At 63.7% G+C, this 25,360-nt stretch carries 27 protein-coding genes; 17 read left to right on the top strand and 10 right to left on the bottom strand.

From position 1 onward, the window contains the following. Positions 1–7 precede the first annotated feature (7 nt). The 10 genes from BMY91_RS14055 to BMY91_RS14010 all read left to right on the top strand — a co-directional run bounded on the left by BMY91_RS14055 (position 8) and on the right by BMY91_RS14010 (position 9,715). Entirely contained in the window at positions 8–1,528 is a 1,521-nt protein-coding gene (locus BMY91_RS14055) for a phage baseplate assembly protein V (RefSeq protein ID WP_090822942.1), read from the top strand. A gap of 2 nt (positions 1,529–1,530) precedes the next feature. Next, entirely contained in the window at positions 1,531–1,869 is a 339-nt protein-coding gene (locus BMY91_RS14050) for a hypothetical protein (RefSeq protein ID WP_090822940.1), read from the top strand. Between the two features lie 13 nt (positions 1,870–1,882). Beyond that, positions 1,883–2,317, top strand: coding sequence for a GPW/gp25 family protein (locus BMY91_RS14045; RefSeq protein ID WP_090822938.1), 435 nt, complete (start codon positions 1,883–1,885; stop codon positions 2,315–2,317). Beyond that, a complete protein-coding gene (locus BMY91_RS14040) occupies positions 2,314–4,941 on the top strand; it encodes a baseplate J/gp47 family protein (RefSeq protein WP_090822936.1) in 2,628 nt (875 codons plus the stop codon). Before BMY91_RS14045 ends, BMY91_RS14040 begins: the two co-directional genes overlap by 4 nt. Then, complete coding sequence (locus tag BMY91_RS14035) at positions 4,934–5,470, top strand: phage tail protein (protein WP_090822933.1); 537 nt, start codon at positions 4,934–4,936, stop codon at positions 5,468–5,470. The genes BMY91_RS14040 and BMY91_RS14035 overlap by 8 nt, the downstream gene beginning before the upstream one ends. An 11-nt stretch (positions 5,471–5,481) precedes the next feature. Further along, positions 5,482–5,958, top strand: coding sequence for a hypothetical protein (locus tag BMY91_RS14030; RefSeq protein ID WP_090822931.1), 477 nt, complete (start codon positions 5,482–5,484; stop codon positions 5,956–5,958). Between the two features lie 111 nt (positions 5,959–6,069). Beyond that, complete coding sequence (locus BMY91_RS14025) at positions 6,070–7,005, top strand: PASTA domain-containing protein (protein ID WP_090822929.1); 936 nt, start codon at positions 6,070–6,072, stop codon at positions 7,003–7,005. A 43-nt stretch (positions 7,006–7,048) separates the two neighbouring features. After that, positions 7,049–8,281, top strand: a complete 1,233-nt coding sequence (locus BMY91_RS14020; protein WP_090822927.1) for a pyridoxal phosphate-dependent aminotransferase — start codon at positions 7,049–7,051, stop codon at positions 8,279–8,281. Positions 8,282–8,348: 67 nt separating this feature from the next. Continuing rightward, the gene (locus BMY91_RS14015; RefSeq protein WP_090822926.1) at positions 8,349–8,807 is read left to right on the top strand and encodes a carboxymuconolactone decarboxylase family protein; all 459 of its coding nucleotides are present in this window, start codon (positions 8,349–8,351) and stop codon (positions 8,805–8,807) included. Positions 8,808–8,824: 17 nt separating this feature from the next. Next, complete coding sequence (locus BMY91_RS14010; RefSeq protein ID WP_090822923.1) at positions 8,825–9,715, top strand: sigma-70 family RNA polymerase sigma factor; 891 nt, start codon at positions 8,825–8,827, stop codon at positions 9,713–9,715. 93 nt (positions 9,716–9,808) lie between these two features. Here BMY91_RS14010 and BMY91_RS14005 read toward each other — a convergent pair whose 3' ends face one another. The 3 genes from BMY91_RS14005 to BMY91_RS13995 all read right to left on the bottom strand — a co-directional run bounded on the left by BMY91_RS14005 (position 9,809) and on the right by BMY91_RS13995 (position 13,232). After that, on the bottom strand, positions 9,809–10,621 hold the full coding sequence (locus BMY91_RS14005) for a hypothetical protein (RefSeq protein WP_090822921.1): 813 nt from the start codon (positions 10,619–10,621) through the stop codon (positions 9,809–9,811). A 141-nt stretch (positions 10,622–10,762) separates the two neighbouring features. Then, complete coding sequence (locus tag BMY91_RS14000; protein WP_090822919.1) at positions 10,763–11,200, bottom strand: hypothetical protein; 438 nt, start codon at positions 11,198–11,200, stop codon at positions 10,763–10,765. 19 nt (positions 11,201–11,219) lie between these two features. Beyond that, entirely contained in the window at positions 11,220–13,232 is a 2,013-nt protein-coding gene (locus BMY91_RS13995) for a primary-amine oxidase (protein ID WP_090822917.1), read from the bottom strand. Between the two features lie 123 nt (positions 13,233–13,355). On the opposite strand from BMY91_RS13995, the gene BMY91_RS13990 reads away from it, so the two are divergent. Continuing rightward, positions 13,356–13,946, top strand: coding sequence for a TetR/AcrR family transcriptional regulator (locus BMY91_RS13990; protein ID WP_090822915.1), 591 nt, complete (start codon positions 13,356–13,358; stop codon positions 13,944–13,946). Here BMY91_RS13990 and BMY91_RS13985 read toward each other — a convergent pair whose 3' ends face one another. After that, complete coding sequence (locus BMY91_RS13985; protein ID WP_090823480.1) at positions 13,947–14,588, bottom strand: LysE family translocator; 642 nt, start codon at positions 14,586–14,588, stop codon at positions 13,947–13,949. Between the two features lie 161 nt (positions 14,589–14,749). On the opposite strand from BMY91_RS13985, the gene BMY91_RS13980 reads away from it, so the two are divergent. Beyond that, positions 14,750–16,162, top strand: coding sequence for an aldehyde dehydrogenase family protein (locus BMY91_RS13980; protein WP_090822913.1), 1,413 nt, complete (start codon positions 14,750–14,752; stop codon positions 16,160–16,162). Between the two features lie 63 nt (positions 16,163–16,225). On the opposite strand, the gene BMY91_RS13975 is transcribed toward BMY91_RS13980, so the two are convergent. After that, a complete protein-coding gene (locus BMY91_RS13975; RefSeq protein ID WP_143054074.1) occupies positions 16,226–16,738 on the bottom strand; it encodes a hypothetical protein in 513 nt (170 codons plus the stop codon). Between the two features lie 110 nt (positions 16,739–16,848). Between BMY91_RS13975 and BMY91_RS13970 the strand changes: the two genes are divergently transcribed. The 4 genes from BMY91_RS13970 to BMY91_RS13955 all read left to right on the top strand — a co-directional run bounded on the left by BMY91_RS13970 (position 16,849) and on the right by BMY91_RS13955 (position 19,540). Beyond that, entirely contained in the window at positions 16,849–17,706 is an 858-nt protein-coding gene (locus tag BMY91_RS13970; RefSeq protein WP_090822909.1) for a prephenate dehydratase, read from the top strand. Between the two features lie 79 nt (positions 17,707–17,785). Then, positions 17,786–18,112: an ArsR/SmtB family transcription factor gene (locus BMY91_RS13965; protein ID WP_090822907.1), complete on the top strand. Its 327-nt coding sequence runs from the start codon at positions 17,786–17,788 to the stop codon at positions 18,110–18,112. After that, on the top strand, positions 18,109–18,789 hold the full coding sequence (locus BMY91_RS13960) for a cation diffusion facilitator family transporter (protein ID WP_090822905.1): 681 nt from the start codon (positions 18,109–18,111) through the stop codon (positions 18,787–18,789). The genes BMY91_RS13965 and BMY91_RS13960 overlap by 4 nt, the downstream gene beginning before the upstream one ends. Before the next feature lie 61 nt (positions 18,790–18,850). Continuing rightward, positions 18,851–19,540, top strand: a complete 690-nt coding sequence (locus BMY91_RS13955; protein ID WP_090822903.1) for a DsbA family protein — start codon at positions 18,851–18,853, stop codon at positions 19,538–19,540. Between the two features lie 21 nt (positions 19,541–19,561). Here the strand turns inward: BMY91_RS13955 and BMY91_RS13950 are convergent, their stop codons facing one another. The 5 genes from BMY91_RS13950 to arsB form a co-directional block, all read right to left on the bottom strand. Further along, complete coding sequence (locus tag BMY91_RS13950; RefSeq protein ID WP_090823478.1) at positions 19,562–20,812, bottom strand: Nramp family divalent metal transporter; 1,251 nt, start codon at positions 20,810–20,812, stop codon at positions 19,562–19,564. 114 nt (positions 20,813–20,926) lie between these two features. Beyond that, on the bottom strand, positions 20,927–22,282 hold the full coding sequence (locus BMY91_RS13945; RefSeq protein ID WP_090822901.1) for an FAD-dependent oxidoreductase: 1,356 nt from the start codon (positions 22,280–22,282) through the stop codon (positions 20,927–20,929). Positions 22,283–22,331: 49 nt separating this feature from the next. Then, positions 22,332–23,309 (bottom strand): thioredoxin-disulfide reductase, encoded by a 978-nt coding sequence (trxB, locus tag BMY91_RS13940; RefSeq protein ID WP_090822899.1) that lies wholly within the window; start codon positions 23,307–23,309, stop codon positions 22,332–22,334. 23 nt (positions 23,310–23,332) lie between these two features. Beyond that, positions 23,333–23,755, bottom strand: a complete 423-nt coding sequence (locus BMY91_RS13935) for an arsenate reductase ArsC (protein ID WP_090822897.1) — start codon at positions 23,753–23,755, stop codon at positions 23,333–23,335. Between the two features lie 15 nt (positions 23,756–23,770). Next, on the bottom strand, positions 23,771–24,871 hold the full coding sequence (gene arsB, locus BMY91_RS13930; RefSeq protein WP_371261051.1) for an ACR3 family arsenite efflux transporter: 1,101 nt from the start codon (positions 24,869–24,871) through the stop codon (positions 23,771–23,773). Between the two features lie 108 nt (positions 24,872–24,979). Between arsB and BMY91_RS13925 the strand changes: the two genes are divergently transcribed. Continuing rightward, positions 24,980–25,336 (top strand): ArsR/SmtB family transcription factor, encoded by a 357-nt coding sequence (locus BMY91_RS13925; protein ID WP_090822892.1) that lies wholly within the window; start codon positions 24,980–24,982, stop codon positions 25,334–25,336. Positions 25,337–25,360: the final 24 nt, after the last annotated feature.

The following is a 25,360-nucleotide window of genomic DNA, read 5'->3' as shown; positions in this document are numbered from 1 at the left end:
AAACACCATGAGGCAACTCCAGGGCCTCCCCGAACTCATAGTCACCCTCGGCAGGAGAAGACTGAGCACAGCGGAAACCGCGGCAATCGTCTCCGTCAATGTGCTCAGCTCATTGGCACGCCCGGCGCAGTGCTTGATCAGCTGGCGGCCTGGCCCCGGACGTACAGCCGCAGCCAGGGGCGGAGTGGATCCGGCCCCAGGGGACGCCCTCCGCGTGGAGCTCGGCGGCCACCGGACGCCCCTGTTCGTGGGCGAAGTGACCGTGGTGGAGTACAGCTACGGCTCGGACCTGGGCCAGGAAATCCGGGTCCGGGCCTACGATGCCCTGCACCGCCTCCGGAAACGCCAATTCACCCGGCTCCACGACGACGTGGACCTGTCCGGGCTGGCACGGAAACTCTGTGAAGGCACGGGGTTGGATGTGGTGGGCGGCGGCGATCGGCTGGGCCAGGTGTACCAGTGCGCCCGCACGGACCTGAGTCTCTTGGTGGAGCAGAGCGCTCGCGTTGGCGCCTACCCGGTGGTGCACGACGGCACCCTGAGGCTGACAGGGCTCGACGGCGAAGGCGAACCCTTGGAGCTCACACTGGGGGCATCCCTTCATTCCGCGGAAATCGAACTCAGCCAGGAACCCGCGTATGCGGGCGCCCAAACCAATGGCTGGCGCAGCGAGGACGCGTCCATCCATCACGCCGGGACCACCAACAGCAATGCCAAAGCCCAGGTCACAGCGGATCCGTCCCTGGCCAGCGTCGGTGCGGGCGGCGACCTGAGGAGGGACAACGAAATCCTCGAATCCACCGCGCTCGCCGACGCCCTGGCCAAGGCTGAGCTGGACACGAGAACTGCAGGCCAGGTCACTGGGGTCTTCGTCGCGGAAGGCACTCCGCGCCTGCGGGCAGGCGGCAGGGTCAGGATCAAGGGAGTGGCGCCCAGCATCGAGGGAACCTATCTGATCGCCAGTGCCGCCCATCGACTGGACGGGACCGGCTACGAAACCACCGTCACCACGCGGCCACCCAGCTCCGCCCCGGAGCGCCGCCCGGACGTCATCACCCTGGGGACCATCACCGATGTGGACGACCCCCAAGGCCGGGGCCGCGCCCAGGTGAGGCTCCCGGCGTACCCCGATCTGACAACCAACTGGGCACCGGTCCTGACAATGGGCGCAGGCACAGCCAAGGGATTGGTGGTTCCACCGGCTCCCGGGGACAACGTGCTGGTCCTCCTCCCGGCAACAGATCCCGCTCAAGCCATCATCCTGGGCGGCCTGTACGGCAGCGAACAACCTCCGGACAACGGCGTCAACACCCCTCGCGGGAGCCGCTACACCTTCCGCAGTGCTGACGGTCAACAGATCATGCTCGACGGCGGCGCCCGCACCGTCAGCTTCACGGACGGACACGGCTCGTCCGTGGAGCTCGGACCGGACAAGCTCCGCATCACCTCGGCCACGGATCTGGTCCTGGAGGCCCCGGGCAAGGCCATGAAGATCCGGGCCAAATCAGTGGACTTCGAGGAGGCATAGCCATGAAGATCCTGGTCCAGGAAGCAATCCTGCGATGCGGACACGACGGCAAAGTGGAAAACGTAGCCTCACAGCAATGGGTCCACATCAAGGAATCACCCATCCTGGTGGCCACTGATCCCCAAGGCCGGGACATCAGCATGTGCCCCCACATCGGCATCAACATCACGCCGTGCAACAAGACCATGCCGGTGACCAAGGGCTACTCAACGTTCATCACCATCGGCGGCAAGGCCGTATGCCTGGACACGGTGGAGGGCTTCACTGACGGCACTCCCCCGGGTGCCGTGAAGTACACCGTCCGCCGTCCCGGCCAAACAATGGTGGGGTCAACGGCATGATCAAGGCACAGCCATGAGTACTCCGCGATATAAGTCGGTGGCGTTCATCCACCCGGACTTCGACTCCAGCGCCGGGGTTCCGGGGCTGAGGATCACGCCGGCGGGCAGACTCGCAACGGTGACGGACGCAGCCTCGGTGCGCCAGGCCTTGCTCCTCCTGCTCAGCACCAGGCCCGGCGAGCGCGTGAACCGCCCCACGTATGGCTGCCACTTGTTCCGCTTGGCGTTCGCTCCTGCCGACGACACCACCGCCGGCCTCGCCATCCACTACGTGGCGAGGGCCGTGGAGCAGTGGGAGCGCCGCATTACTGTCTTGTCCTTGGACGCGGCCCGTTCCCCCGAGGATCCTGAAGTCCTGGAGGTCCGGCTGCGGTACCGCGTCCGCACCACGCAGCTTGAAGATGAGATCGCCATAGCCCTGCCCGTGGAATCCGGAGGTGCAGCATGAGCCTTCCCGTGCCCAACCTGGACGACCGCAGCTTCGCGGACCTGGTGGCAGGCGCCCGTGAACGTATCCAACAGCTCGCTCCGGAGTGGACCGACCTCTCAGTGCACGATCCCGGCGTCACCATCATTGAGGCCTTCGCCTACCTCACCGACACCCTCATGTACCGGCTTAACCGTGTGCCGGACAAGCTCTATGCCGTCTATCTGAACCTGCTGGGCACGTCCCTCTGCCCGCCCAGCACGGCCGAAACCATGCTGGAATTCAGTCGAGCCTCGGCAGCAGGCACAACAACAGCCCAGGAAATCCGTATCCCCCGCGGCACCCAGGTCAGTTGCCCGCCCGGCGTTCCGGGTCAGCCCCAGCCCGTATTCACGACGACGGCGGCAGCCACGTTGGAGTCCGGCAGGACCAGCGTGCTGGTCCCGGCAGCTGATGTCACCTTGTACGACGCCGTACTGATCGGTACTGGTACCGGCCGCCCCGGCCAGAGCCTGGTGATCCCCAACGCACCGATCGTTTCCGGCGCAGGCCTGGCAGTCGCCGTCGAGGTTCCGGCAGGGACGCGGCTCAGCAGCGGTGAGGCTGTGTTGGTGGACGGGAAGCGGTTCCGGTATTGCCAGGAGGTGGAGGCGTTTGCCGACGCGAGGCCCGGCGAGGTGCCGGTTCGGATCGACCGGACTGCCGGCGTCGCAATGTTCGCTTGGTGGGACGAAGAGTCCACAGGGCGGACGGACCAAAGCCAGGTGCCGGCCCCTGGCGCTGAGGTCCGCGCGTGGTTCCGCAGTGGCGGCGGTGCCGGCGGCAATGTCGGGGCGGGACAGCTGACGGTGCTGCGCTCGCCTGTCCCGGGGGCCAAGGTCACGAATCCGGAGCCCGCTACCGGGGGACGTGACGGAGAGTCACTGGAGAACGCCCTCCGGCGTGCTCCTCAGGACTTCCAAGCCCGCGACCGCGCCGTGACCGTCCGCGACTACGAGGTCCTGGCCCGCCGCCACGGCGGGGTGGGCCGCGCGCGGGCGTTCACCCGCAAGGATCTGTGGGCGTTCGCGAAGCCGGGGGAAGTGGAGATTGTGCTGGTGCCGTTCGTCCCCGGAACCCGCACAGCCGCCCATCAGCCCCTCCGGGCAGCGGAACTTGCCGCCCAGTCAAGGGACGAAGTGCGGTTGGAGGTGGAAAAATACCTGCGCAGGCGGTCCACGGTGGGCGCCGATCCCGTGGTGCGCTGGGGTCTCTACAAACAAGTGGTGGTGGACGCCAGGATCGTTGTCCGTCCCGATGAGGATGCCGAGGCCGTGAAGGCCAGGATCGTGGGCCGGTTGTCCGAAGGGATCAGTCCGCTGAGCCCGGATTCATCGAGCTACGGATCGGGTTTCGGCAAGCCCCTCCGCGTGTCCAATCTGTACCGTGCCATGGAGGAAGCCGAGCCCGGCGTGCAGTACGTGGATCGCGTCCGGTTGGAAGTGGACAAGGTTCCGGACACCGACGCCATGTCCTTGGTGCAGGCGGAGGGCCAGGACAGCACCTGGTTCGTGGCGCAGGACGGCATGCTGTTCCGCACCACCAACGCCGCCGACGGGTGGGAGGCGTGTGCAGAATTCGGGGACACGTCAGAGGGCGGCACGGACGAGGAAACCGTCCGCGCAATCGCACCGTTCCTTTCGCCGGCACCGGGCCGGGCGGGCCCCGAACGGCACCCTGGCATGGTGGCGGTCAGCACTGTCGCCGGAAACGGATCGCGGATCTACATCAGCGAGGACCTGGGGGAATCCTGGCGCAAGGCAGCTGAGCTGGGCTTCGTGGTGGCGGATTTGTGCTGGGTGGACCGTCAAGGCGAGCCGCTGCTGCTGCTTGCCGGCGAGCGCGGGCTCTACGAACTTCCGGTCAGCCGGGGTGCCATCCCTGTGCAAAATGTGGTGGACACTTCCCAGCCGGATCGCGGCTTCTACGCCGTGGATGCCTTGGTGGATGTCCGTGGGAGGACCGGCGTGGTGGTGGCCGCGGAGGCTTCGGCCGGCGTCTGGCTCTCCCCCGACGCGGGGACCGCCGGCAGCTTCAAACAGGTCAAGGCGGCCGGCGAGGACATCCGCTGCATGACAGTGCAGTACGACGGCGGCGCGAGCTACGTGTGGCTGGGCCGGGCCGTCCCGGAGGGCACCGGTACGGGATGCCTGCGGCTCAAGATCGACGAACTGGGACGCACGGATTTCGATGAGTCCTTCATGAATGCCTGGGAGCAGTTCAGCGCGGGCTGGACCGGTGGCAGTTGTTGGGGTGTGCACGTCATGGGCAGCGCCGCGTATGCGGCCACACAAAGCGGAGGGGTCCTCCGTTTGCAGCTGGGCCAGGCATCGGCGCACTGGAGCATACCGGATGTGAACTGCAATCTGCCGTTGCGGGACAGGACGCGGTTTGAGCCCGTCCGCGGGGTATCAGGGGCCGTCCTTCCTGATGGAGGAGCTGTGGTCCTCGCGGCAGGTCCCCGGGGGATCTATCGCAGCAGGGACGATGCCCTGACGTGGGAAAGCTGCACGCGACGGATGGTGGACGATGTTGTGACGCTTCCTGATACCTGGCTGTTCTGCTCGGGTGACCACAGGATCGAGGTGGTCCACGGCAATGGTTGAGCCAACACGCCCGCCGGAGTCCATGCTGCTCAAGGTCCTGCCCGAAGTATTCCAGGTGGCGGCGGACACCAGCGCCCCCATGCAGGCACTGCTTGCCGTGGCTGAGGACATGCATCAGCCCGTCCGGCGGGTCTTGGACCGTCTCCATACCGTCCCGGACCCTGGGCGGGCACCGTCGTCGTTGGTTCCTTTCCTGAGCCGCTGGGTGGATCTGGATTGGCTGACCCTGCCGGGCGCGGAAGGTGCGGCCGGAGGTTCCGGCACTCTGCCGGTCGCCCGCCAGCGGGACCTGATTGCCGCTGCTGCCCAGCTCTCGGCGCGGCGGGGAACGGTAGACGGGCTCACGCGTTTCCTGCACCTGGCCACGGGAGTTCCGGGTTTCGACGTCGAGTCCGTGCCGGGCGCGTTCCACATCAAAGTCACGGTCCCGGCGGAAGCGGCCGGGCAGGTGGAGCTGGTGCGGCGGATCGTCAAAGGCGTGAAGCCCGCGCACGTAACGGACCAGGTCCTGGTGCGCGCCGATGAATAAGGTGCGCGCCCATGAATAAGGAGAACCGGACACCCATCCTGGTGGTGATCGCCTGTGGGGTGATCGCGCTCCTGGTGCTGGTGTCTGGGGTCAGTTGCGGCGGTGGGAACAACGACGCCGCTGCGGACTGGCAGGGCGGGTTCGCCGACGCCGGCAAGGGCGCCAGGCTGACCGCCGCGGATCTCTCAATATCGGACGGTTCCTGTTCTGCCTCGGACACCCAGCTGGTGGTGACGGGGGCGTGCGTTGTGGACGTCAAGGAATTCGGCGGCGGGCTGTTCTCCTTCGGCCCGCCCACCAAACGCGCCCGGCTCGCTCCGCAGCAGCCCGTCACCGTGTCCCTGTTCATCCAGGGAACCCGGGCGGAACAGGACTCCGGCCCCGGGAAAACGGTGGACGTCACCTTCGGGACCTCGGGCGGACAGCTGGGCATCACGTGCCGGGTCATTGGACCCTGCGTGCTCCAGCTCCAGGAAGCCGGAGGCTGAGATGCATCGAACCACCCCGGATACGCGTGTACCCCACTTCTGCGTCGTAGGCCATCTACGCGTCAGCGGTTCCACAACGGCCCATCCCACCGCCATCCCAGGAGTTGCGCCATGACCACCATCACCATGACCTTGAGCTCCCCCGACGTTGTCCTCAAAGACGGCAAGGGCTCACTCACCGCGTCCGTTACCAACGGCTCCACGGATCCAGAACGCGTGGTGCTCGGCGCGTTTCCCGGGCAGGTGACCACTCCGCCGTCGAAAACTTACACCACCATCCCCAACCCGCTGCGGACCATCGCTGCCGGGGCCACCGAACAATACGTCGTCACCTTCGATACCGCTGGTGCGTCGGCAGGCAGCTACCCGGTGAAGCTGATCGCCTACTCCGCCGATGACGCACCGGAGGACTACGCGGACCAAGCCCACGTGGTGATGCTGACGGTGCCAGCCGCGGAGGCACCTAAACCGCCGACGCCTTTTCCGTGGCTGTGGGTGATCATCGGCGGGGTGGTGCTGCTGGCCGTGGTCGGGTTGATTCTGTTCTTCATTTTCAAAGACGCCAACGTGCCGGATGTGAAGACCAAACCGCAGGCGGAAGCCGTCAAGATCATTGAAGACGCCGGATTCAAGGCCGCAACCACAGAGACGGAAAGCACCTCCACAGCAGGAACCGTGGTGAACCAGAACCCCGCAGGCGGCGACAAAGTGGGCCGCGGAAGTACCGTGAACCTGGAAATAGCCGTACCGGTGCGGCCTACCGTCCCGAACGTGCTGGGCCAACGAATCGAGGACGCACGGGCGGCGTTCCAGGCGGCCAAACTGCAACTGGACTTCACGCAGGGTTCCCAGTGCTTCTCCTCAGCGTTTGAACCCCTCTTCCGCCCCTGCATTGTGGTGGGCGTGAATCCTGACGTCGGCAGCAAGGTCAACGAGAATGCGCTGGTCCTGGTGCGGACTGAGCCACGGCTGAGCCCCATCTTCGACCCCCTGCCAAACATTTGCATGACCAACCCGCAGGCGTGCGTGCTGAGGTTGCAACGGTGAGACGTGTTTGCCCGCCGTGGGCGGTGACGTGAAAAGATCAACCATGCGTCCGATGCAGCACTCCAGCAAACTCCAGAACGTCCGCTATGAACTCCGCGGTCCCATCCTTCAGGCTGCCAAGGCCATGGAGGCCGAGGGGCACCGGATCCTCAAGATGAACCTCGGGGACACCGCGCCGTTCGGGCTGGAAGCGCCGGAGTCCGTGGTGGTGGACATGATCCACCACCTCCGTGGTGCGCAGGGATACAGCGATTCAAAGGGCATCTTCTCCGCCCGCACGGCCATCTCGCAGTACTACCAAACGCGCGGACTGATGACCATCGGCGTCGAGGATGTCTTCATCGGCAACGGCGTCAGCGAGCTCATTTCCATGACCCTGCAGGCCTTCATGGAGAACGGCGACGAAATCCTCATCCCGGCTCCGGACTACCCGCTCTGGACTGCCGCCGTGACCCTCACAGGTGGCCAAGCCGTGCACTACCTGTGTGATGAGGACCAGAATTGGTGGCCGGACATGGCCGACGTCGAAGCGAAGATCACGCCCCGCACCAAGGGCATCGTGATCATCAACCCGAACAACCCCACCGGCGCCGTGTACCCGCGGCACATCCTGGAGCAGTTCGCCTCCCTGGCCCGGAAGCATGACCTGGTGCTGTTCTCAGATGAGATTTACGAGAAGATCCGGTACGTCGATGCACCCCACATCCACACCGCCGCAGTGGCCGAGGACGTGTGTGTTCTGACATTCAGCGGCCTGTCCAAGGCGTACCGCATGCCCGGATACCGGGCTGGTTGGGTGGCTGTCACCGGCCCCCTGACCGCAACCGCCGCCTACCGGGAGTCCCTGGAATTGCTGGCCTCGCTGCGGTTGTGCGCCAATGTTCCAGCCCAGCATGCCATCCAAACCTGCCTCGGCGGATACCAGAGCATCGAGGCCCTTATCCGGCCCGGCGGCCGGTTGCGCGAGCAACGGGACCTGGCATGGAAACTGTTGACGGCCATCCCGGGCGTCAGCTGCGTACCCGCTGCGGGCGCCATGTACCTGTTCCCCCGGTTGGACCCGGAAATCTATCCCATCGCCTCGGATGAGAAGTTCGTCCTGCAACTACTCCAGGAACAGAAGATCCTGGTGTCCCACGGAACGGCCTTCAACTGGCCCACGCCGGACCACTTCCGCTTTGTGATCCTGCCTGCCGTGGGAGACATCGAAGAGGCAGTCCGCCGCATTTCCACTTATCTTGCTGCGTACAGGAACCGTCCCGCAGATGCGCCCTAAGGTGTCACACTTTCGGCGTCGGATCCGACATCCCTGATGTAAGGCTCCATCACCGAAGGGAAACATCATGCCCCGCATCAACATCGGCCGCAGCAACAAGCTCGGCTACGCCGCCGTCATCGGGCTGGAAGGCTACGCCCGCAAGTCCGTGGACCCGGACTTGTACGAGCTCATCAAGCTTCGCGCATCCATCCTCAACGGGTGTGGTTTCTGCGTGGATATGCACGCAACGGACGGCGCAAAGCGTGGGATTCCGGCCCGAAAACTGCATGCCGTGGCCGCCTGGCGGCATTCGAAGGTCTTCTTCGATGCCCGCGAACAGGCCGTTCTGGCTCTGACGGACGCCGTGACGCAGCTGGGCCCGGAGACAGTCACCGACGACATTTGGAATGCGGCGGCCACGCACTTCGACGACAGCCAGATGGGTGGCCTGATCCTGGCCATCTCCACCATCAACGTCTGGAACCGGATTGCCGTGAGCACGCAGATGGAGCCACCGGTGGATGAAAAGAACCCGGTGGTCTGAAAGGTAGCGTGGATGGCATGACTCTTGGGGTGTCGGCCACGGTGGCGTGGCAGAGCGAACGCAACCGGCTTCTGGGGATCGCGTACCGGATGCTGGGCGACTTTGGCCATGCGGAGGACGTCGTCTCCGAGGTTGCGATCGACGCCGTGCGGCAGGAGCGTCAGGCGGAGGTCACGGTGGATTCGTGGCCGGCTTGGCTGACCACCGTGTGTGTGCGCCGTTCCGTGGATCGCGTGCGCCAGCTCGCAGCCGTGCGGGAGGAGTACACGGGCCCGTGGCTGCCCGAACCGGTGGATACTTCCAGTCTTCCGGAGGAGACGGTGGCCAACAGGGAGCTCTTGTCCTTGACGTTGCTGCACCTCGCCGAGCAACTGGCTCCCGAGGCAAGGGCCGCGTTGGTGCTTCACCGTGCCTTCGGGATGTCCGCCCCGGAAATCGGCGACATCCTGGAAAAGACGCCTGCCGCCGTGCGCCAGCTGATTTCCCGAGCCGAACGCCGCCTGGAGATCGATCCCGAAGCGCCTGTTCCCCGCGCCAAGGACCGCGCTGCGTTGGAGAAACTGGTGAACGCCATTGAACAGGGCCAGATCCAGACAGTCGTAGCCATGCTCGATCGCGATGCCGTGCTGTGGGCCGATGGCGGCGGAACGGTCAAGAGCGCCATGAACCCGCTGTTCGGTGCCGTGAGGATCGCGCGCTTCTTTACGGGCATCCTCGGCAAGGCGGCCGTTTTCGATCCGATGCAGCCAGTCAGTGCCCACATCATTGAGGTCAACGGAGGAGCGGCCCTGGTGCTCAGGCATCACGGCCGCTCCGACATTATGGTGATCAACACCTGCCCGGACGGGAGCATCCGGGAGCTTCGTCAGCTGTCCAACCCGGACAAGCTGACGCGGCTTTCGCTTTGAGGCACCACGAAGTAGCGGGAAAGCTGCCCACTCGCCGGAAACTTCCGTACGAACTGGCAGGCTTCCCGCGAACCCGCGGCGCTGGAGGGTGATCTAGTCCCCCGCCGAGCCGCTCACCCGCAGTGCGTTGATGATCGCCGGGATGGACGCAATGAGCATGATCAGCGCCCACACCAGTGCCACCACCACGGTGATCAGCGCCCAAAACTGGTCCCCAATGGACACCAGCGGCCCGGGCAAGAAGCCGTGTATCAGCCCCAGGATCACTTGGAGGAGCACGGACACCACCAGCAGGACCACCAGGCCAGTGACTTTGAAGAACTTCGGCTGGCTCAGGATCAGCAGCACGGCGAAAACGATCTTGAGCACCAGCAGCAGGCCTAGGATCGCCGCAGCCTGTCCCTTGGGAAAGCTCCCCCACAGGGCCAGGTAAGCGATGGTCCCAAACGGCGCAGCCACGAACAGGCCGATCATCAGGAACAGCTTGGCGAGCGCCAGCATCGCCGTGAGGAACGCTGCAATGACCCAGAGCAGTGTCACGATCAGCGTCGCGAGCCCTTGGATCCGCCCGTACGTTCGCAGGTCCATGATGAGGCTGAGACCCAGCATCACCACGGTGAACAGCAGCAACCCGTCCAGGAACGCCAGGAATCCGATCCCGGCACCGGGCGGATCGGCATCCGCCCGCTGGGTCTTGAGGAACACGTCCAACGGCACACCCAGTTTGTCCGCCTCGGCCGCCGAAACGGGGTCGACGGCGGTCTGGCCCAGCAGGAGGGACATGCCCACCTCGGCCAGGACTACTACGGCGAAGACCACGAGTGCCGCGTAGAACAAGGGACGGCGTAGTGCATCCGGGTCAGGCCCGCTGCGGAACCCCTCACGAATGGACCACGCTGCGGCCATGGCTCAATTGTGGCACCGGGATCACAGAGCACAAGATGTCTGGTCGCTTCCAGCCCATCATTGGCTCCGCTCAACGCGGCCTGCCAGCAGTTGTTGGGCGTGACCGCGGCAAAGATGGGCCATTGCTGCGGAAGGTTTAGGTCAGGACGCCACAGCACCCCGACGCCGGAGCCGCGCCACCAGCGTGGCGGCGAGCAACGCCGTCGTGATCTCCAAGCCGATCACCAGCAACAGCCCAGCGGCGCCGGAAGTATCAACAGCGTTCGACGCCGGCCTGCCGCCGTGGGCGTGGCCGGCACCACCCGCTCCGAACAGCAGGACAGCATGCAGGGCCACCATGGCAAGGGCGGAGAGGGTCACTTGGTGGAGCGCCCCTACCCGGCTGTGGCGCCAGATGTGAACTGTGCAGGGGACGCAGACGGCCGCCAAGCCGATCATGAGGATCCCCAGCCAGGCGCTGTGGTGCCCCGAGGCCGCGAGCCAGAGGTGCACCAGGCATGAGACGGCAGTGAGCGCTGCGCAGATCCGGGGATGGAGGACAGGCCCGGCTGACCGGACCCGTCCCGCCGTCGTGGTCATTACGTGTCCCGGAGCGGTTCTAGTGGCAGTGCCCGGCGGGTTCACTGTGTTCACCGGCAGCGGCGCCGTGTTCACCGGCAGCGGCGCTGTGTTCACCGGCAGCGGCGCTGTGGCAGCTCGAACCCGAGGCATTGGCCGGCACATCCAGTACGGGGCTGCGGTCGAAGAAGCCTTCAGGACGGAGCTTGAAGCCAACGGTGTCCACGGGCATGATCGGCCAGTCCTCCACACGCGGGAAGTGTGTCAGGCCGAAGGTGTGCCAGAGGACGATGTCCTGGCCGTCGATCTCGCGATCCTGGGCAACGTAGGCCGGCAGGCCGGCTCCGCCGGAGTGCTGGTTCACGAAGTCGCCCGTGGGGTAGCGTTCCTCCTCCGAGTAGCGGGTGACCCACACGTCCTTCGTGGCGAAAGCCGCACGCTTGGCAATGGATGAGCCGGGATCGGCCAGCAACGTGGGCTGGTTCTCGGAGTGGAGTTTGTAGCCCACGGGCTCGCCCAGGCGGTTCTTCGACTCCGGGTTGGAGATGATCCAGGTGCGGCCAGCGCGCGCGTTGGCTTCCCGCACGGCCTCAGACTCTTTCGCCAGGAGTGTGCGCTTGCGGGAGAACGCGTTGCCGCGCTCGTTGCCTTCGCCCATGGCCTGGCGGACCACGTCTTCTTCCTCCACGCGGTTGGTGAAGCCGTCAATGGCCATGTCCAGGCGGGCGCTGAACAGGTGCTGGTGGAAGGGCGCGCCGAGCCCCGGGGCGAGCTGGGAAATGTTGTCCGAGCCGCCTTCCGGGAACGCGCTGGTGAAGACCACTCCTGTGGCCTTGGCTTCGAATTCAATGGTGCCGTCCAGGTAGAGGTACCAGTAGAAGCCGTAGTCGTAGTTGCCGATGGTGGTGAAGAAGGAGATCACCAGGCGGCGGTTACGGCGGGTGTAATTGATGCCGGTCCAGAGGTCGGAGTGCTTGGACAGGATTCCCCAGTCTTCCTCGTGCATGCAGATGCCGTTGCGGATTTCGCGGGGGTTGCCGAAGGCGTCGCTGATGACAGGACTGAGGTAGGTGATGTCGCCCAGGCAGTCGCAGCCCAGTTCAAGTGAGTTGGCGTATTGGCCTACGAGGTATTCGCCGGTGTCGAAGTAGTTCTGCCAGGACCTGATGGGCGAAGGGTCACCGTACGGCACCACCATTTCGGCGATGGAGGCGCGGTTGATGATGGGCCTGAGCCGGTCGCCGTCCTGGAAGGCCAAGTTGTGGAGGACAACTCCTTCGCGGACGTCGAACCCTACATCCACACTCCACTTTTCCCATTCGACGTGGTTGCCACCCGTGACGGTGAAGCTGGGGCCTTCAGGCTGTGTGATGCTGATGGGCTTCTGGGTGGTGCGGAGCGGGCCGGTCAGTTCAGGGTCCGTGTAGTTTCCGTGCTCTGCCGGGATGGGCATCACGCCCAGATCGATGACCTGGGTGACTTCCTTGTTGACCACATCCACATAGGCTACGAGTCCGTCCACGGGGTGGGCCCAGGCGCTGTCTTCGGGGAAGTCCTGCACAAACGCGAGGCCACGGAGGATGCGCCGGCCCTTTTCGTCTTCATACTCGAAGACGCCGGCGGACAGTGGAGCAACGCGGACCTTCTCTACGTCCAGGTCCCGTACCTCGAGCGCGGCGAGCCAACGCTCATCGGTGGCGAGGAGCGTCTCCACAACCTCGAATTCTTCCTCCAGCACGGGGAGTTCACCGGACACTTTGGTGTCCAGTTCTGTTGCGGAGAGGATTTCGCCGCTTGTCACCGAGACAAGGACATCGGTGGGTGCGCCGCCGGAGATGTCGTGGAGGAAGACGCGGAAACGGCGGTCCGGCTTTGACTGGCCACGGGCCGGGTCTACCAGCCCCAAATAGGCGATGCGTTTCTCGGCACCAAGGTGGCCGGCGGCCTGCAGGATTCCCTGCACCTGGGAGATTTCGGCGCCCGTTGCCAGGGCGTACTGTGCTTCCTCAATGGCGGTGGCGTCGGTTGCTGTCTCAGTTGCTGTGGGCGTCATGGCTGCCTCTTGTCCGGGACCTATGATGGGTCAGGATTTATTTTCTATAGGTGTAGAGAATAACCAAAACGTAAGATGGGTCACAAGACCTGTCCGCCATTTATTTTTTCGGGAGCCCATCCAGTGCCAAAGATTGTGGACCACGATCAACGACGCCTCGAACTGGTGGACGCAACCTGGCGGATCATCGCGAAGCTTGGCATGGAGGGTGCCACCATGCGGGAAATTGCCGAGGAAGCCGGCTTCGCCAACGGCGCCCTCAAGCCCTACTTCCCCACCAAGGACCTGCTGCTCACGTCTGCGTTCGGGCACGTGTTCAACCGCACCAACCAGCGCATCGCCACCATGACGGAGGGCCTTTCCGGTGTCGCGGCCCTCCGCGCGTTCTGCGCCGAAGTCCTGCCGCTGGATGAGGAACGTGTCAACGAGGCCCGGATCGTGATCCCGTTCTGGCAGAAGGCACTCAACGACGCTGACATGGCCGCCCTCCACAGCGAGTCCATGAGCCAGTGGCACACCACCATCACAGCTCATTGCGCAGCAGCGCGGGCGGCCGGTGAGATCGCCACCCCCATCGGGGACGCCGCCGTAGCCGATCACCTGCTAAACATGATGCTCGGTGCGCAGATCGTTGTGGCGTTGTCCCCCGCCGAGCATTTCTCGCAGGACCTCGCGGGGCAGCTGGATAACTACCTCGCACTGCTGGCTGGCTAGCTAACTCGTGGCGCCCGACGCCACCACGCCCACGCCCAACCCGGCGATCACGCCGCTGCTGACACGCTCGACGGCGGTGCTCACCTTGGGACGCTTGAGCCACCGCATCGCTTTGAACGCGACGACGGCGATCATCGAGAGATACGCGAAAGCAATGACAGCCACGACCACGCCCAGAATCAAGGACGTGCCCATGGTGTCCCCACCGTGTGGGATGAACTGCGGAACCACGGCCAGGTAAAAGAGTCCCACCTTGGGGTTGAGCAGCGTTGACAGCGCGCCCGCACCCAACGCAGAGAGCCGACTGTACGGGAGAGGCGCCTCCGCGGCAGAGCCGTCCACGCCAGCTTTGGCCGCCTTCCGGGACTTGATGAAGGAGGAAACTCCCAAGTACAGCAGGTACAGGCCACCGGCGATCTTGACCCATCGGAACAGCTCCGCAGACTGCTCCAGGATCGCGGCCAAACCAACGCCCACCAGCGCCGCCCACATAATCGCGCCCGCCGCGGAACCTGCCGCAGCAGCGATTCCGGCGCTCGGCCGATTCAGGGCGATGCGCAAAACCAGGAAGGTGTCCGGACCGGGCGTTACGGACAGGACCAGGCACAGGCCTGCGAAGGCAGCGAGGGAAGCAAGAGTCACAAGGTCGATTATCAGGCAGGACGCCCGGAACCGAAAGCGTTCGCTTCCCGTCAAGGGCTGTTCGTTCAACGACAAGGCCGTCAGGGGTGACCCCGACCACACTGGAAACATCGCCGCGTGCCTCACTGGCCGCCAAGACTTACTACCCGAGCGGAGTACCAATGGAGACTTACGACGCCCTGCTGGCCTCGATCACACCAGCCAACGGCCAGAACAGCCGCACCATCCTCGATCCCGCCACGGGCGAGGCTGTGGGCCAAGCACCCGTTCACACCGTCGAGGAACTCGAAGCCGCCATCGCAGCTGCCACTGCCGCCCAGCCAGCGTGGGCTGCCTTGGGCCACGACGCCAGGTCCGCCGCGCTGATGAAGGCCGCCGACGCCGTCGAACGTTCCGCGGAAGAACTCGCCCAACTCCTCTCCCGCGAGCAGGGCAAGCCGCTGAACGGCCCCAACGCCCGCTTCGAAGTGGGCGCCTGCGCCGCTTGGCTCCGCGCCACCGCCGCCACACCGCTGGATCCTGAAACCGTGGTGGACGACGGCGAAACGCGAGCCGAACTGCACTACCGGCCCATCGGCGTCGTGGGTGCCATCGGTCCCTGGAACTGGCCCATGATGATCACCGTCTGGCAGATCGCGCCGGCATTGCGCATGGGCAACGCCGTGGTGGTCAAGCCCTCCGAATACACCCCGCTGTCCGTCCTGGCACTGGCTGCGATCATCAATGAAGAGTTGCCCGAAGGCCTGCTGTCCGTAGTCTCCGGTGGCCGCGACGTCGGCGAGGCACTGGCCTCCCACGACGCGATCGGCAAGGTCATGTTCACCGGTTCCACCGCCACGGGCAAGGCGATCATTCGCTCCTCGGCCGACACCGTCAAGAGGCTCACCCTTGAACTCGGTGGCAACGACGCCGGCATTGTCCTGCCCGACTCCGACCCCAAGGCGATTGCCGAGGGCCTGTTCTGGGGCGCGTTCATCAATACCGGCCAGACCTGCGCCGCCCTCAAGCGCCTGTACGTCCACGAGTCCCAGTACGAGGCCGTGATCTCGGAACTGACTGCCGTCGCTGCAGCCATGCCCATGGGCAACGGCCTGGACGAGAACAACGTGCTCGGCCCGCTGCAGAACCGCCAGCAGTACGACATCGTGGCCCGGCTGGTTGAAGCCGCCCGCGACTCCGGTGCGCGCATCCTGATCGGCGGGAACCCCGACGCCGAGCAGCCCGGCAACTTCTACCCCACCACACTGGTGGCCGACATCGACAACGACAACCCATTGGTGGCCGAGGAACAGTTCGGTCCGGCCCTGCCGATCATCAAATACAGCACCGTTGACGAGGCAGTGGCCAAGGCAAACGCGCTCGACGTCGGACTGGGCGCCTCAGTCTGGTCCTCCGACCTCAGTGCCGCGCGCGAGGTCGCCTCCCGCATCCAGGCCGGAACAGTATGGATCAACAAGCACGGAGCCGTGGATCCACGCATCCCGTTCGGCGGCGCCAAGCAATCAGGCTACGGCCTCGAGTTCGGCGCCGAAGGCCTCAAGGCGTTGGGCGTCCCGCAGATCATCAACGGCTAAACCCCTGTTGCGCCTTACCAACTGACTGGCATTAGTGGTTGCTATGACTCCTCATTCCAACCACTAATGACAGTCAGTTGGGTTCTTCGGGCGTGTGGCGAGCGCTATCGCGAGGATGATCAGGCCAGCTCCGGCGACGGCAAGGTAGTCAAGGGAGGTGTGGAACCTGGCTACGATGGCGGCGCCGACGGCCAGGACTCCCGTCCCGGCCAGGAGGGGTCGCCGCGCGCTGGCCGCCCACGCGATGACCGCGATGCCGAAGTACGGGCTGTAGTTGAAACCCAGAGCCAGGTCAGCGAAGAAGAACCCCACGGCTACAAAGCACATGAGTCCGGCAGCGCTGGTCCTGTGCGCCAATTGCCGGGAATAGACGTAGACAGTCAGGGCCGACAGCAGGCTCAACCCATGCACCGCAATCTGCCAGGGCAACGGCACTTGCCCGAGGTCTCCCATTGCGCCTGAAAGCAGGACTGCCCAGGCAAAGGTTGCCAGCACCATCACTGTGCTTGCAAACCTTGAAATTCTGTGCTCATTGAAAGCCGTCGCGTGCTCTCGGTGCACGTTAACAGTGGTCATCGTCGGTCCCCCATCCTTGTCCTGAACCTAGAGAAGGCGGCTCCCGCTTGTCCAGTCACAGGATGGACGCGGTTGGGTCACTGGGGGCTGCGCGTGTAAGCATGAGCACCATGTCCCAGAAGATTGCGTACCAAGGTGAGCCGGGAGCCAATTCGGATCTCGCGTGCAAGGAAATGTTCCCCGATCTCGAAAGCGTTCCCTGCGCGAGCTTTGAGGACGCGTTTGAACTCGTCTCCACCGGCGAGGTCGATCTGGCTATGATTCCCATCGAGAACTCCATCGCCGGACGAGTGGCCGACATCCACGTCCTGCTTCCCCAATCCAAATTGCAGATCGTCGGAGAATACTTCCTGCCGATCCGCTTCGACCTCCTGGGAATCCCGGGCAGCACCATCGAGGGCGCCACAGAGGTCCACAGCCACATCCACGCGCTGGGTCAGTGCCGCCGGATCATCCGAGAAGCCGGCCTCAAGCCTGTCATCGCCGGTGATACCGCAGGCTCTGCCCGTGAAGTCAGGGACTGGAACGATCCCCGGAAGCTATCCCTCGCCCCGCCGCTTGCCGCCCAACTGTACGGACTGGAGGTCCTGGCCTCCGGCGTCGAAGATGACCCCACCAACACCACGCGCTTCGTTGTCCTGGCCCGTGAACGTGAGCTTCCCACGAAGGAAGAACTTCCGGGTCCCGCGATCACCAGTTTCGTCTTCCGGGTCCGCAACGTCCCGTCCGCCCTCTACAAGGCCCTCGGGGGTTTTGCGACCAACGGACTCAACATGACCAGGTTGGAGAGCTACATGGTGGGCGACGAGTTTGCCGCCACGATGTTCCTCTCTGACGTCGAAGGCCATCCTGAGGACGCACGACTCCGCCGAGCACTGGAGGAGCTGGAGTTCTTCACCACCGAGGTGCGGGTCCTCGGCGTTTACGCCGCAGATGGGTATCGCGAACGGAACACGGTCAGCGCCTGACGTTTCAGTCTCCCGCCACCTGCGGTGCGTCTCTGAGTACAGGATTGCGTGAATACATCCTAATCTGTACTTTGGTCATATGGAGACACTCACCCATGCGCCAGTGTTGGCCCGCTTTGGCTACGCCGTCTCAGACCCCACCCGCGCGCAAGTTCTGCTTGCCCTCGCTGAGTCGCCGTCGTACCCGTCTGACTTGGCAGACTCTGTTGGGGTGTCGCGTCAAAGCATGTCCAATCATCTGACCTGCCTGCGCGGTTGTGGTTTGGTGGTTGCCATTCCTGACGGTCGGCGGACGCGTTATGAATTGGCCGACGCCCGATTGGGCCACGCGATCAAAGACCTGCTGGGTGTGGTGTTGGCCGTGGATCCTGCCTGCTGCGCGCCGGACGGGACCTGCCTGGCATGAACACCCCCTTGCTCTTACTGACAGCGGATCGCCGGCTCGTCCTCATGCGTCGCATCCGGCTGTTCGCCGCCGCGACCATCACCTACAACGTCGTCGAAGCGGTCGCAGCACTCTGGGCTGGTGGCGTTGCGGACTCTTCAGCACTGATTGGTTTTGGGCTGGACTCTGTTGTGGAAGTCGCTTCCGCGGTGGCCTTGTCCTGGCAGTTCTCCGCCAAGGATCCCGAACGTCGCGAACACCTGACACTGCGCATCATCGCGATCTCGTTCTTCGCACTGGCAGCGTTCGTCACTGTGGATGCAGTCCGATCGCTCACTGGTGGCGGCGAGGCCCAACATTCCACTCCCGGCATTGTGATAGCGGCTTTGAGCCTTGCGATCATGCCGGCCCTGTCCTACTTCCAACGCCGGGCGGGCAGGGAACTTGGCTCCAAAACCGCAGTGGCGGACTCCAAGCAGACACTGCTCTGCACGTACCTCTCCGGCGTGCTGTTGCTCGGCCTGATACTGAACAGCACTCTGGGGTGGTGGTGGGCCGATGCCGGCGCTGCACTGGTGATCGCCGCCATCGCCGTCCGTGAAGGCGTGAACGCCTGGCGAGGCGACGTTTGCTGCACAGCGCCCAGCGCGGGTACCCCGCACCATGCAGTTGCGGCAGATGACTGCTGCCAGCACTAAAACAAACACCCCGTCGATTCGACGCAGCCACCCACCGCTACCAGGAAAGTAATCAGCCCCGATGACACAAGCACCACCACGCCCCCAGCCCGTCGACACCGCAAAGAAAGTACGCACCATCGTGTGGATCCTGATCGCGGCGGTTGTTGCAGCGGGGGCCATCTGGTTCGCGATTTTCACGGCTACAAAACCAGCTCCCAGCTCCGCTGCGCCGGCGGGCGGAGCACAGTTGGTCCGCGAAGACAGTCACCGGATCACCACCCCCACCACGGAGAAGGCGCAGCTGGTGGAGTTCCTCGACTTCGAATGCGAGTCCTGCCGCGCCGCTTACCCGTTGGTGGAGGAGCTGAAGAAGGAATATGGGGACCGGATCACGTTTGTCCAGCGCTACTTCCCCCTCCCCGGACACAGAAACTCCGGAACTGCCGCGCTGGCCGTTGAAGCCGCGACCCAACAGGGCAAATACGAGGCGATGGTGGCCAAGTTGTTTGAAACACAGCCTCAGTGGGGCGAAAAGTCAGACTCCCAGGCAGCGACCTTCCGAATTTACGCACAGGAACTCGGCCTGGACATGGCGCAATATGATGCAAGCGTCGCGGACGAAAAAACCCAGGCACGAATCCGGAAAGACGCCACTGACGGCAACGCACTTGGCGTCACAGGCACCCCGACGTTCTTCCTCGATGGCAAGAAACTCACCTTGGACACCGAGGAACAATTCCGCCAGCTGCTGGACGAAGCCGCCAAATAGGGGCTTCTACGGGCTGGTGGATCAGGACTGGCCGGATAGCGTCAGGGTAATAAGCACGATGTTCAGTCCGACGATCAACGTGGCGCTGGTCCAGCCAGCGACTTTCAAAGCCGTGGAATCCGTGTGTATACCCATCACGTCGCGCTTGCCAGTAAGACGGATTAGCGGGATCAAGGCGAAGGGGATGCCGAAGCTCAGAAGCACCTGGCTCAGGACCAAAGCCAGGGTCGGTTCGATGCCCGCACCCAGGATGATCAAGGCCGGAATGAGCGTGATTACCCGGCGCATCAGCAGCGGGATACGGACCTTCAAAAGGCCGCCCATGATCGTGGCACCGGCATAGCAGCCTACTGAGGTCGAGGCGAGGCCCGAGGCAAGCAGCCCGATGGCGAAGATGACGCCGATGGCCGGGCCCAGAGCCGACGTGACTGCGGCGTGTGCGCCGGCTATGGTGTCTGTCCCCTCGATGCCACGCAGGCTGGACGCTGCGAGCAGCAGCATCGAAATGTTCACCACACCCGCCAACAGCAGTGCACCCACAACGTCGAAGCGTGTTGCTCGGATCAGCCGGGTCCGAACGGCAGGGTCCTCCGAAAAACCGTGACGATCACGGGCCAAGGCGGAATGGAGGTATATCGCATGGGGCATCACGGTAGCCCCAAGCATGCTCGCAGCCAGCAGGACAGTGTCCGTACCCTCGAAGCGGGGCACCAAACCTGCCAAGGCACTTCCAGCATCCGGCGGGTTAACGAACAACCCCGACACAAATCCGATGGCAATGACGCCCAGGAGCACAAGGATCGCGTACTCGAAGGACCGCTGCCCGCGTTGTGACTGCAGGGCCAGGAGCAACATGGACGCCACGCCAATGATGACTCCCCCGGCAAGCAGCGGAAGCCCGAAAAGCAGGTTCAGTGCCACAGCACCACCAATGACCTCGGCCATGTCCGTGGCGCCCGCAACGATCTCAGCCTGCGCCCAGTAGAGGCGCCGCCGCTTAGTGCCCAGCCGCTTCCCCAGGATTTCCGGGAGGCTCATTCCCGTGGCCAGGCCCAATTTGGCCGATTGATACTGCACAAGAACAGCCATGGCATTGGCCACCACCAGCACCCAGACCAGCAGATACCCGTAATTGGCACCGGCAGTGAGGTTCGCCGCTACGTTGCCCGGATCTACATAGGCAATGGCGGCTACGAATGCCGGGCCCAGCAGAAGGAGCCGCGACCACGCCCTGCGGGGCGCACGACGGGTTTCGAGTGTTGGCGCAGCCATGGTCATCCTCATCATCGGGGCATTCTGCTATGAGGATAGCGGAAAGTTAGGCATGCCGAAAACTACTCTTTAGGTGCCCCGACCGTTCAAGATAGGTTCGGGCGCGCGCAGGCCTTAGCCTGAACGGCCATGTGTCAATCCCGTGGGAATACCGATCAGCACCGGCTCGGGAGTTGCGCAGCACCCCTCCGCCGCCTCCACCAGCCCAGGTACTTCACAGCTGGAAACGGCGTCGACTGAGCACACACCTGTTTCGGGGAGCTCAAGGTGAACGGCGTCTGCCGCCGCGTAGTCCCTCGCGAGTGCCGCAGTGACTGACCGGACCTGTTCATAGCCCGTTGCCAGCAAAAAGGTAGGTGCACGCCCGTACGACTTCATGCCAACGATGTAGAAGTCCTTTTCCGGATGGGCGAGCACTTTGGCACCATGGGGTGGGACGGTGCCGCAAGAGTGGAACTCGGGGTCAATGAGCGGACCGAGTTCTGCCGGAGCTTCGACGGCGGGGTCCAGATCAAGGCGGAGCTCGCTGAACATGGTGAGATCAGAGCGGAAGCCCGTACAAGGCACGACGACGTCCGTCACCAAGGTGCGCGCGTCGCCGGAAGTTACGGTGACGCCTCGCTCTGAGTCTGTCAGCTTGCTGATACCGAAACCCGTGTGCAGTTCTATCCGGCCTGCGTCCACTAGCCGGCGAAGCCTGGATCCGAGCTGTCCGCGTGCAGGCAGACCATCCGCATCACCGCCGCCGTAGACCTTGTCCGGAGAATCTCCCCGCACAGCCCACAGGATGCGCGTATCCGGTTCCTGTTTCGCAAGCTCCGAAAGACTGATCAATGTGTTGGCCGCAGAGTGCCCTGCTCCGACCACCAAGACGCGCCGGCCAGCGAAGGTAGCGCGGTCCCGCCCGGCAACGTCCGGCAACGGTGAGGAGATCCTGCGCGCTGCCTGTTCTTCTCCTATTGCCGGCAGACCGGACGTTCCCAGGGGATTTCGGGTGGACCACGTGCCGGAGGCGTCGATGACTGCTGACACCGTGTAATCGCGCAATTCCCCGGTAGATTGCTCAACGCGAACAATAAAGGGTGTTGTATCCCTGTGGCGCACATGGGTCTTATCCATGCCCTGACGGGTGACGGCCAGGACCCGGGCGTTCGTGTGGAGCCGGGAAGCGAGCTCCGGTGTTGCTGCCAAGGGAGCCAGATAGTGATCGATGATTTCCCCGCCGTAAGGCAAAGCCGTCAGCCGAGGCGACTCCCAGCCTGTCGGCGTGAGCAATCGGACTGCTGCGGCGTCGAGGTTGAAGCGCCACGGAGAGAACAACCGGATGTGGCGCCACTGCTCCATGGCGGCACCCGCGGTGGGGCCGGCTTCGAAGATCGCCGGCTCCAGTCCGCGTTCGAGCAGGTGGGCTGCTGCGGCTAATCCGATAGGGCCCGCGCCGATGATGGCCACGGGAAGGTTGTCATTCATGGTTAATCGTTCCTCCGCTGGGAAATTCCTGGAAGTAAGTGGGCAATTCTCAGAAGTGGGTGGGCTCTTCGACCAATGCGGTTGCAATGCTGTCTGCATCGTCCAAGGCAGCCAGATACCGCTCGGCGTCCAGGGCAGCCGAGCATCCTGTGCCCGCCGCTGTAATGGCCTGGCGGTAGCGGTGATCCACGGCGTCGCCGCACGCGAAGACACCGGAGAGGTTGGTCATAGTGGTTGGCGAGGCCACCTTGATATAGCCCTCGGCATCGAGGTCAATCTGGCCTTCAACCAGTTCCGTTCGAGGCACATGACCGATTGCCACGAAGATTCCGGTTGCTGCCTGCTCCCGCGCTTCGCCGGTCCGGGTGTCCTTGAGCGTCACACCGGTGACCTTGGTGTCTCCGTGGATGGCCGTGATGGCAGAATTCCAAGCGAACGTGATCTTGGGATTGTCCTTGGCACGCTGGGCCATGATGCGGGAAGCGCGGAGCTCGCCCTTACGCACCACCACGGTGACGGACTTTCCGAATCGCGTCAGGAATGTCGCTTCCTCCATTGCGGAGTCTCCGCCGCCCACCACAATGATGTCCTGCTCGCGGAAGAAGAAGCCGTCGCAGGTGGCACACCAAGACACGCCATGCCCGCTAAGTTTCTTCTCTTCCGGCAGCCCGAGCTCCTTATAGGCGGAGCCCGTGGCGAGAATAACTGCAGGAGCCTCGTGAGTCTCGCCTGCTCCGGTGACCACGCGCTTGAGGTGACCTTTCAGATCAACCTCTGTGACGTCGTCGAACACTATGCGGGCACCGAACTTCTCAGCTTGCTCCTGGAGCCCGTCCATCAGCTCAGGGCCCTGTATCCCGCCAGGGAACCCGGGAAAGTTCTCCACTTCCGTGGTGTTCATGAGGGCGCCGCCGGCAGTAACTGAGCCGGCCAGAACCAACGGGTTCAACCCCGCGCGGGCTGCATAGATGGCCGCTGTGTAGCCGGCAGGGCCGGACCCGATGATGATGAGTTGTTCGTTGCTCATGGGACTCGCTCCTGGTGGTCGAATTATTTGGCAGCAGGGGTCAACGATGCGATCAGGTTCTCGATGCGTATTTTGATGTCGTCGCGAATGGGCCTGACAGCGTCAACTCCCTGTCCGGCGGGATCTTCAAGGACCCAGTCCTCGTAGCGCTTGCCGGGGAAGTAGGGGCATTCGTCACCGCAGCCCATGGTGATGACCACGTCCGATTCCTTGACAGCCTCTGTAGTGAGGACTTTGGGGATCTCGGCCGACATATCGATACCCACTTCAGCCATGGCTTCGACAGCAGCGGGATTGACCTTGTCCGCGGGCTGGGAGCCAGCAGACCGAACCTCGATGGCACCTTGGGAGAGAGTGGTAAGGAACGCAGCGGCCATCTGCGAGCGCCCTGCGTTGTGGACACAGACGAAAAGGACGGAAGGCTTCTTTACGGAATCGGTGGTCATGAATTTCCTCGAAGGTCAGGCAGCTATATGGGTGCGGGTGAAATAGCGCTTGCGTGCCCAGAGGGCTACATACACAAGTGCAACAAGGACGGGTACTTCAATCAAGGGTCCAACAACACCAGCCAAGGCCTGACCTGACGTGACACCGAAGGTTCCGATCGCTACAGCGATGGCAAGCTCGAAGTTGTTGCCCGCAGCGGTAAACGCCAAAGTCGTGGTCTTGGCGTACCCCAGATTCAGCAAGCGGCCAACGAACATTCCGGCACTGAAGACCACAACGAAGTAGACCAACAACGGCAAAGCGATGCGAAGGACGTCCATCGGCTTGGACATGATGGTCCCGCCTTGGAGCGCAAACAGGAGCGTGATGGTGAAAAGGAGTCCGTAGAGCGCCAAGGGACCAATCCTTGGCAGGAAGTTCTTCTCGTACCATTGGCGACCATTGGCTTTCTCACCGATGACGCGGGTGAGCAGGCCAGCGAGCAGCGGAATGCCCAGGAAGATCAGCACCGAGAGCGTTATGGCCCGGAAGGAGAAGTCAGCGGCCGTGGTGGGAAGTCCCAGGAGGGATGGGAGCCACTGGAGGTAGAACCAGCCCAAAGCCCCGAAGGCGATCACTTGGAAGACGGAATTAATGAACACCAGAACGGCGGCAGACTCACGGTCCCCACAGGCGAGGTCGTTCCAGATCATGACCATGGCGATGCAGCGGGCCAAGCCCACAATAATCAGTCCGGTCCTGTACTCCGGCAGGTCAGGGATGAACACCCAGGCAAGGGCGAACATGAAAGCCGGAGCCAGCACCCAATTGATGACCAAGGACGTAACCAGCAGCTTTCGATCAGCCAGCACACGGTTCGCTTGGTCGTACCGCACCTTGGCCAGGACCGGATACATCATCACCAGAAGGCCAATGGCGATAGGCAAGGAGACTTCGCCGATCTTCAAGGCCTCCAGCGCGGTATTCAGGCCGGGAATCAAGCTGCCCAGCAGCAGACCCAGCGCCATTGCCGCGATGATCCACACCGGCAGGAACCGGTCCATGGCCGGGAGTTTCCCAGCGGCGTCATGGCTGACGGCACTCCGCCGAGTCGGGGTTTGCGTTGGGGTGCTCACTGAACTCCAGACTGTGTTGTGGTGTTGAAAAGCCCATACATTGATGAACTTCGATATGAGTATGTCCAGCTATATCGATGATTGTCAATGTGTGTGCATAATTGATCCATGAACTCCGCGGAAACACTTGAGCCGACAGCAGTGGACGCGGAAGTGTGCTGCGAGCCGTCGGTGCAACCATCACTAGATGACTACGAGGCACAGCTCAGGGCATCGGTGTTCAAAGCCTTGGCAGATCCCAACCGCCTGCGCCTGTTGTCCATCGTCAAGGGATCCGAAGGGGGCGAGGCATGTGTGTGTGATCTCACCCAGCCCCTGAACCTCGGGCAGCCGACGGTATCGCATCACCTGAGAATCCTGGTCGACGCCGGACTCCTCCACCGTGAGAAGCGCGGCACGTGGGCGTACTACTCCTTGGTCCCTGGCGCCATAGAGCGAACCACCGGCCTTTTGGCGAGCTTGTGACCAGCCAGGCCGCAACCAGTTCAC

Source organism: Arthrobacter sp. yr096 (assembly GCF_900108925.1).
Taxonomy (GTDB): Bacteria; Actinomycetota; Actinomycetes; order Actinomycetales; family Micrococcaceae; genus Arthrobacter.
Note: the sequence above shows the minus strand (reverse complement) of the source record. Positions and strands in the feature narration are given on the sequence as shown.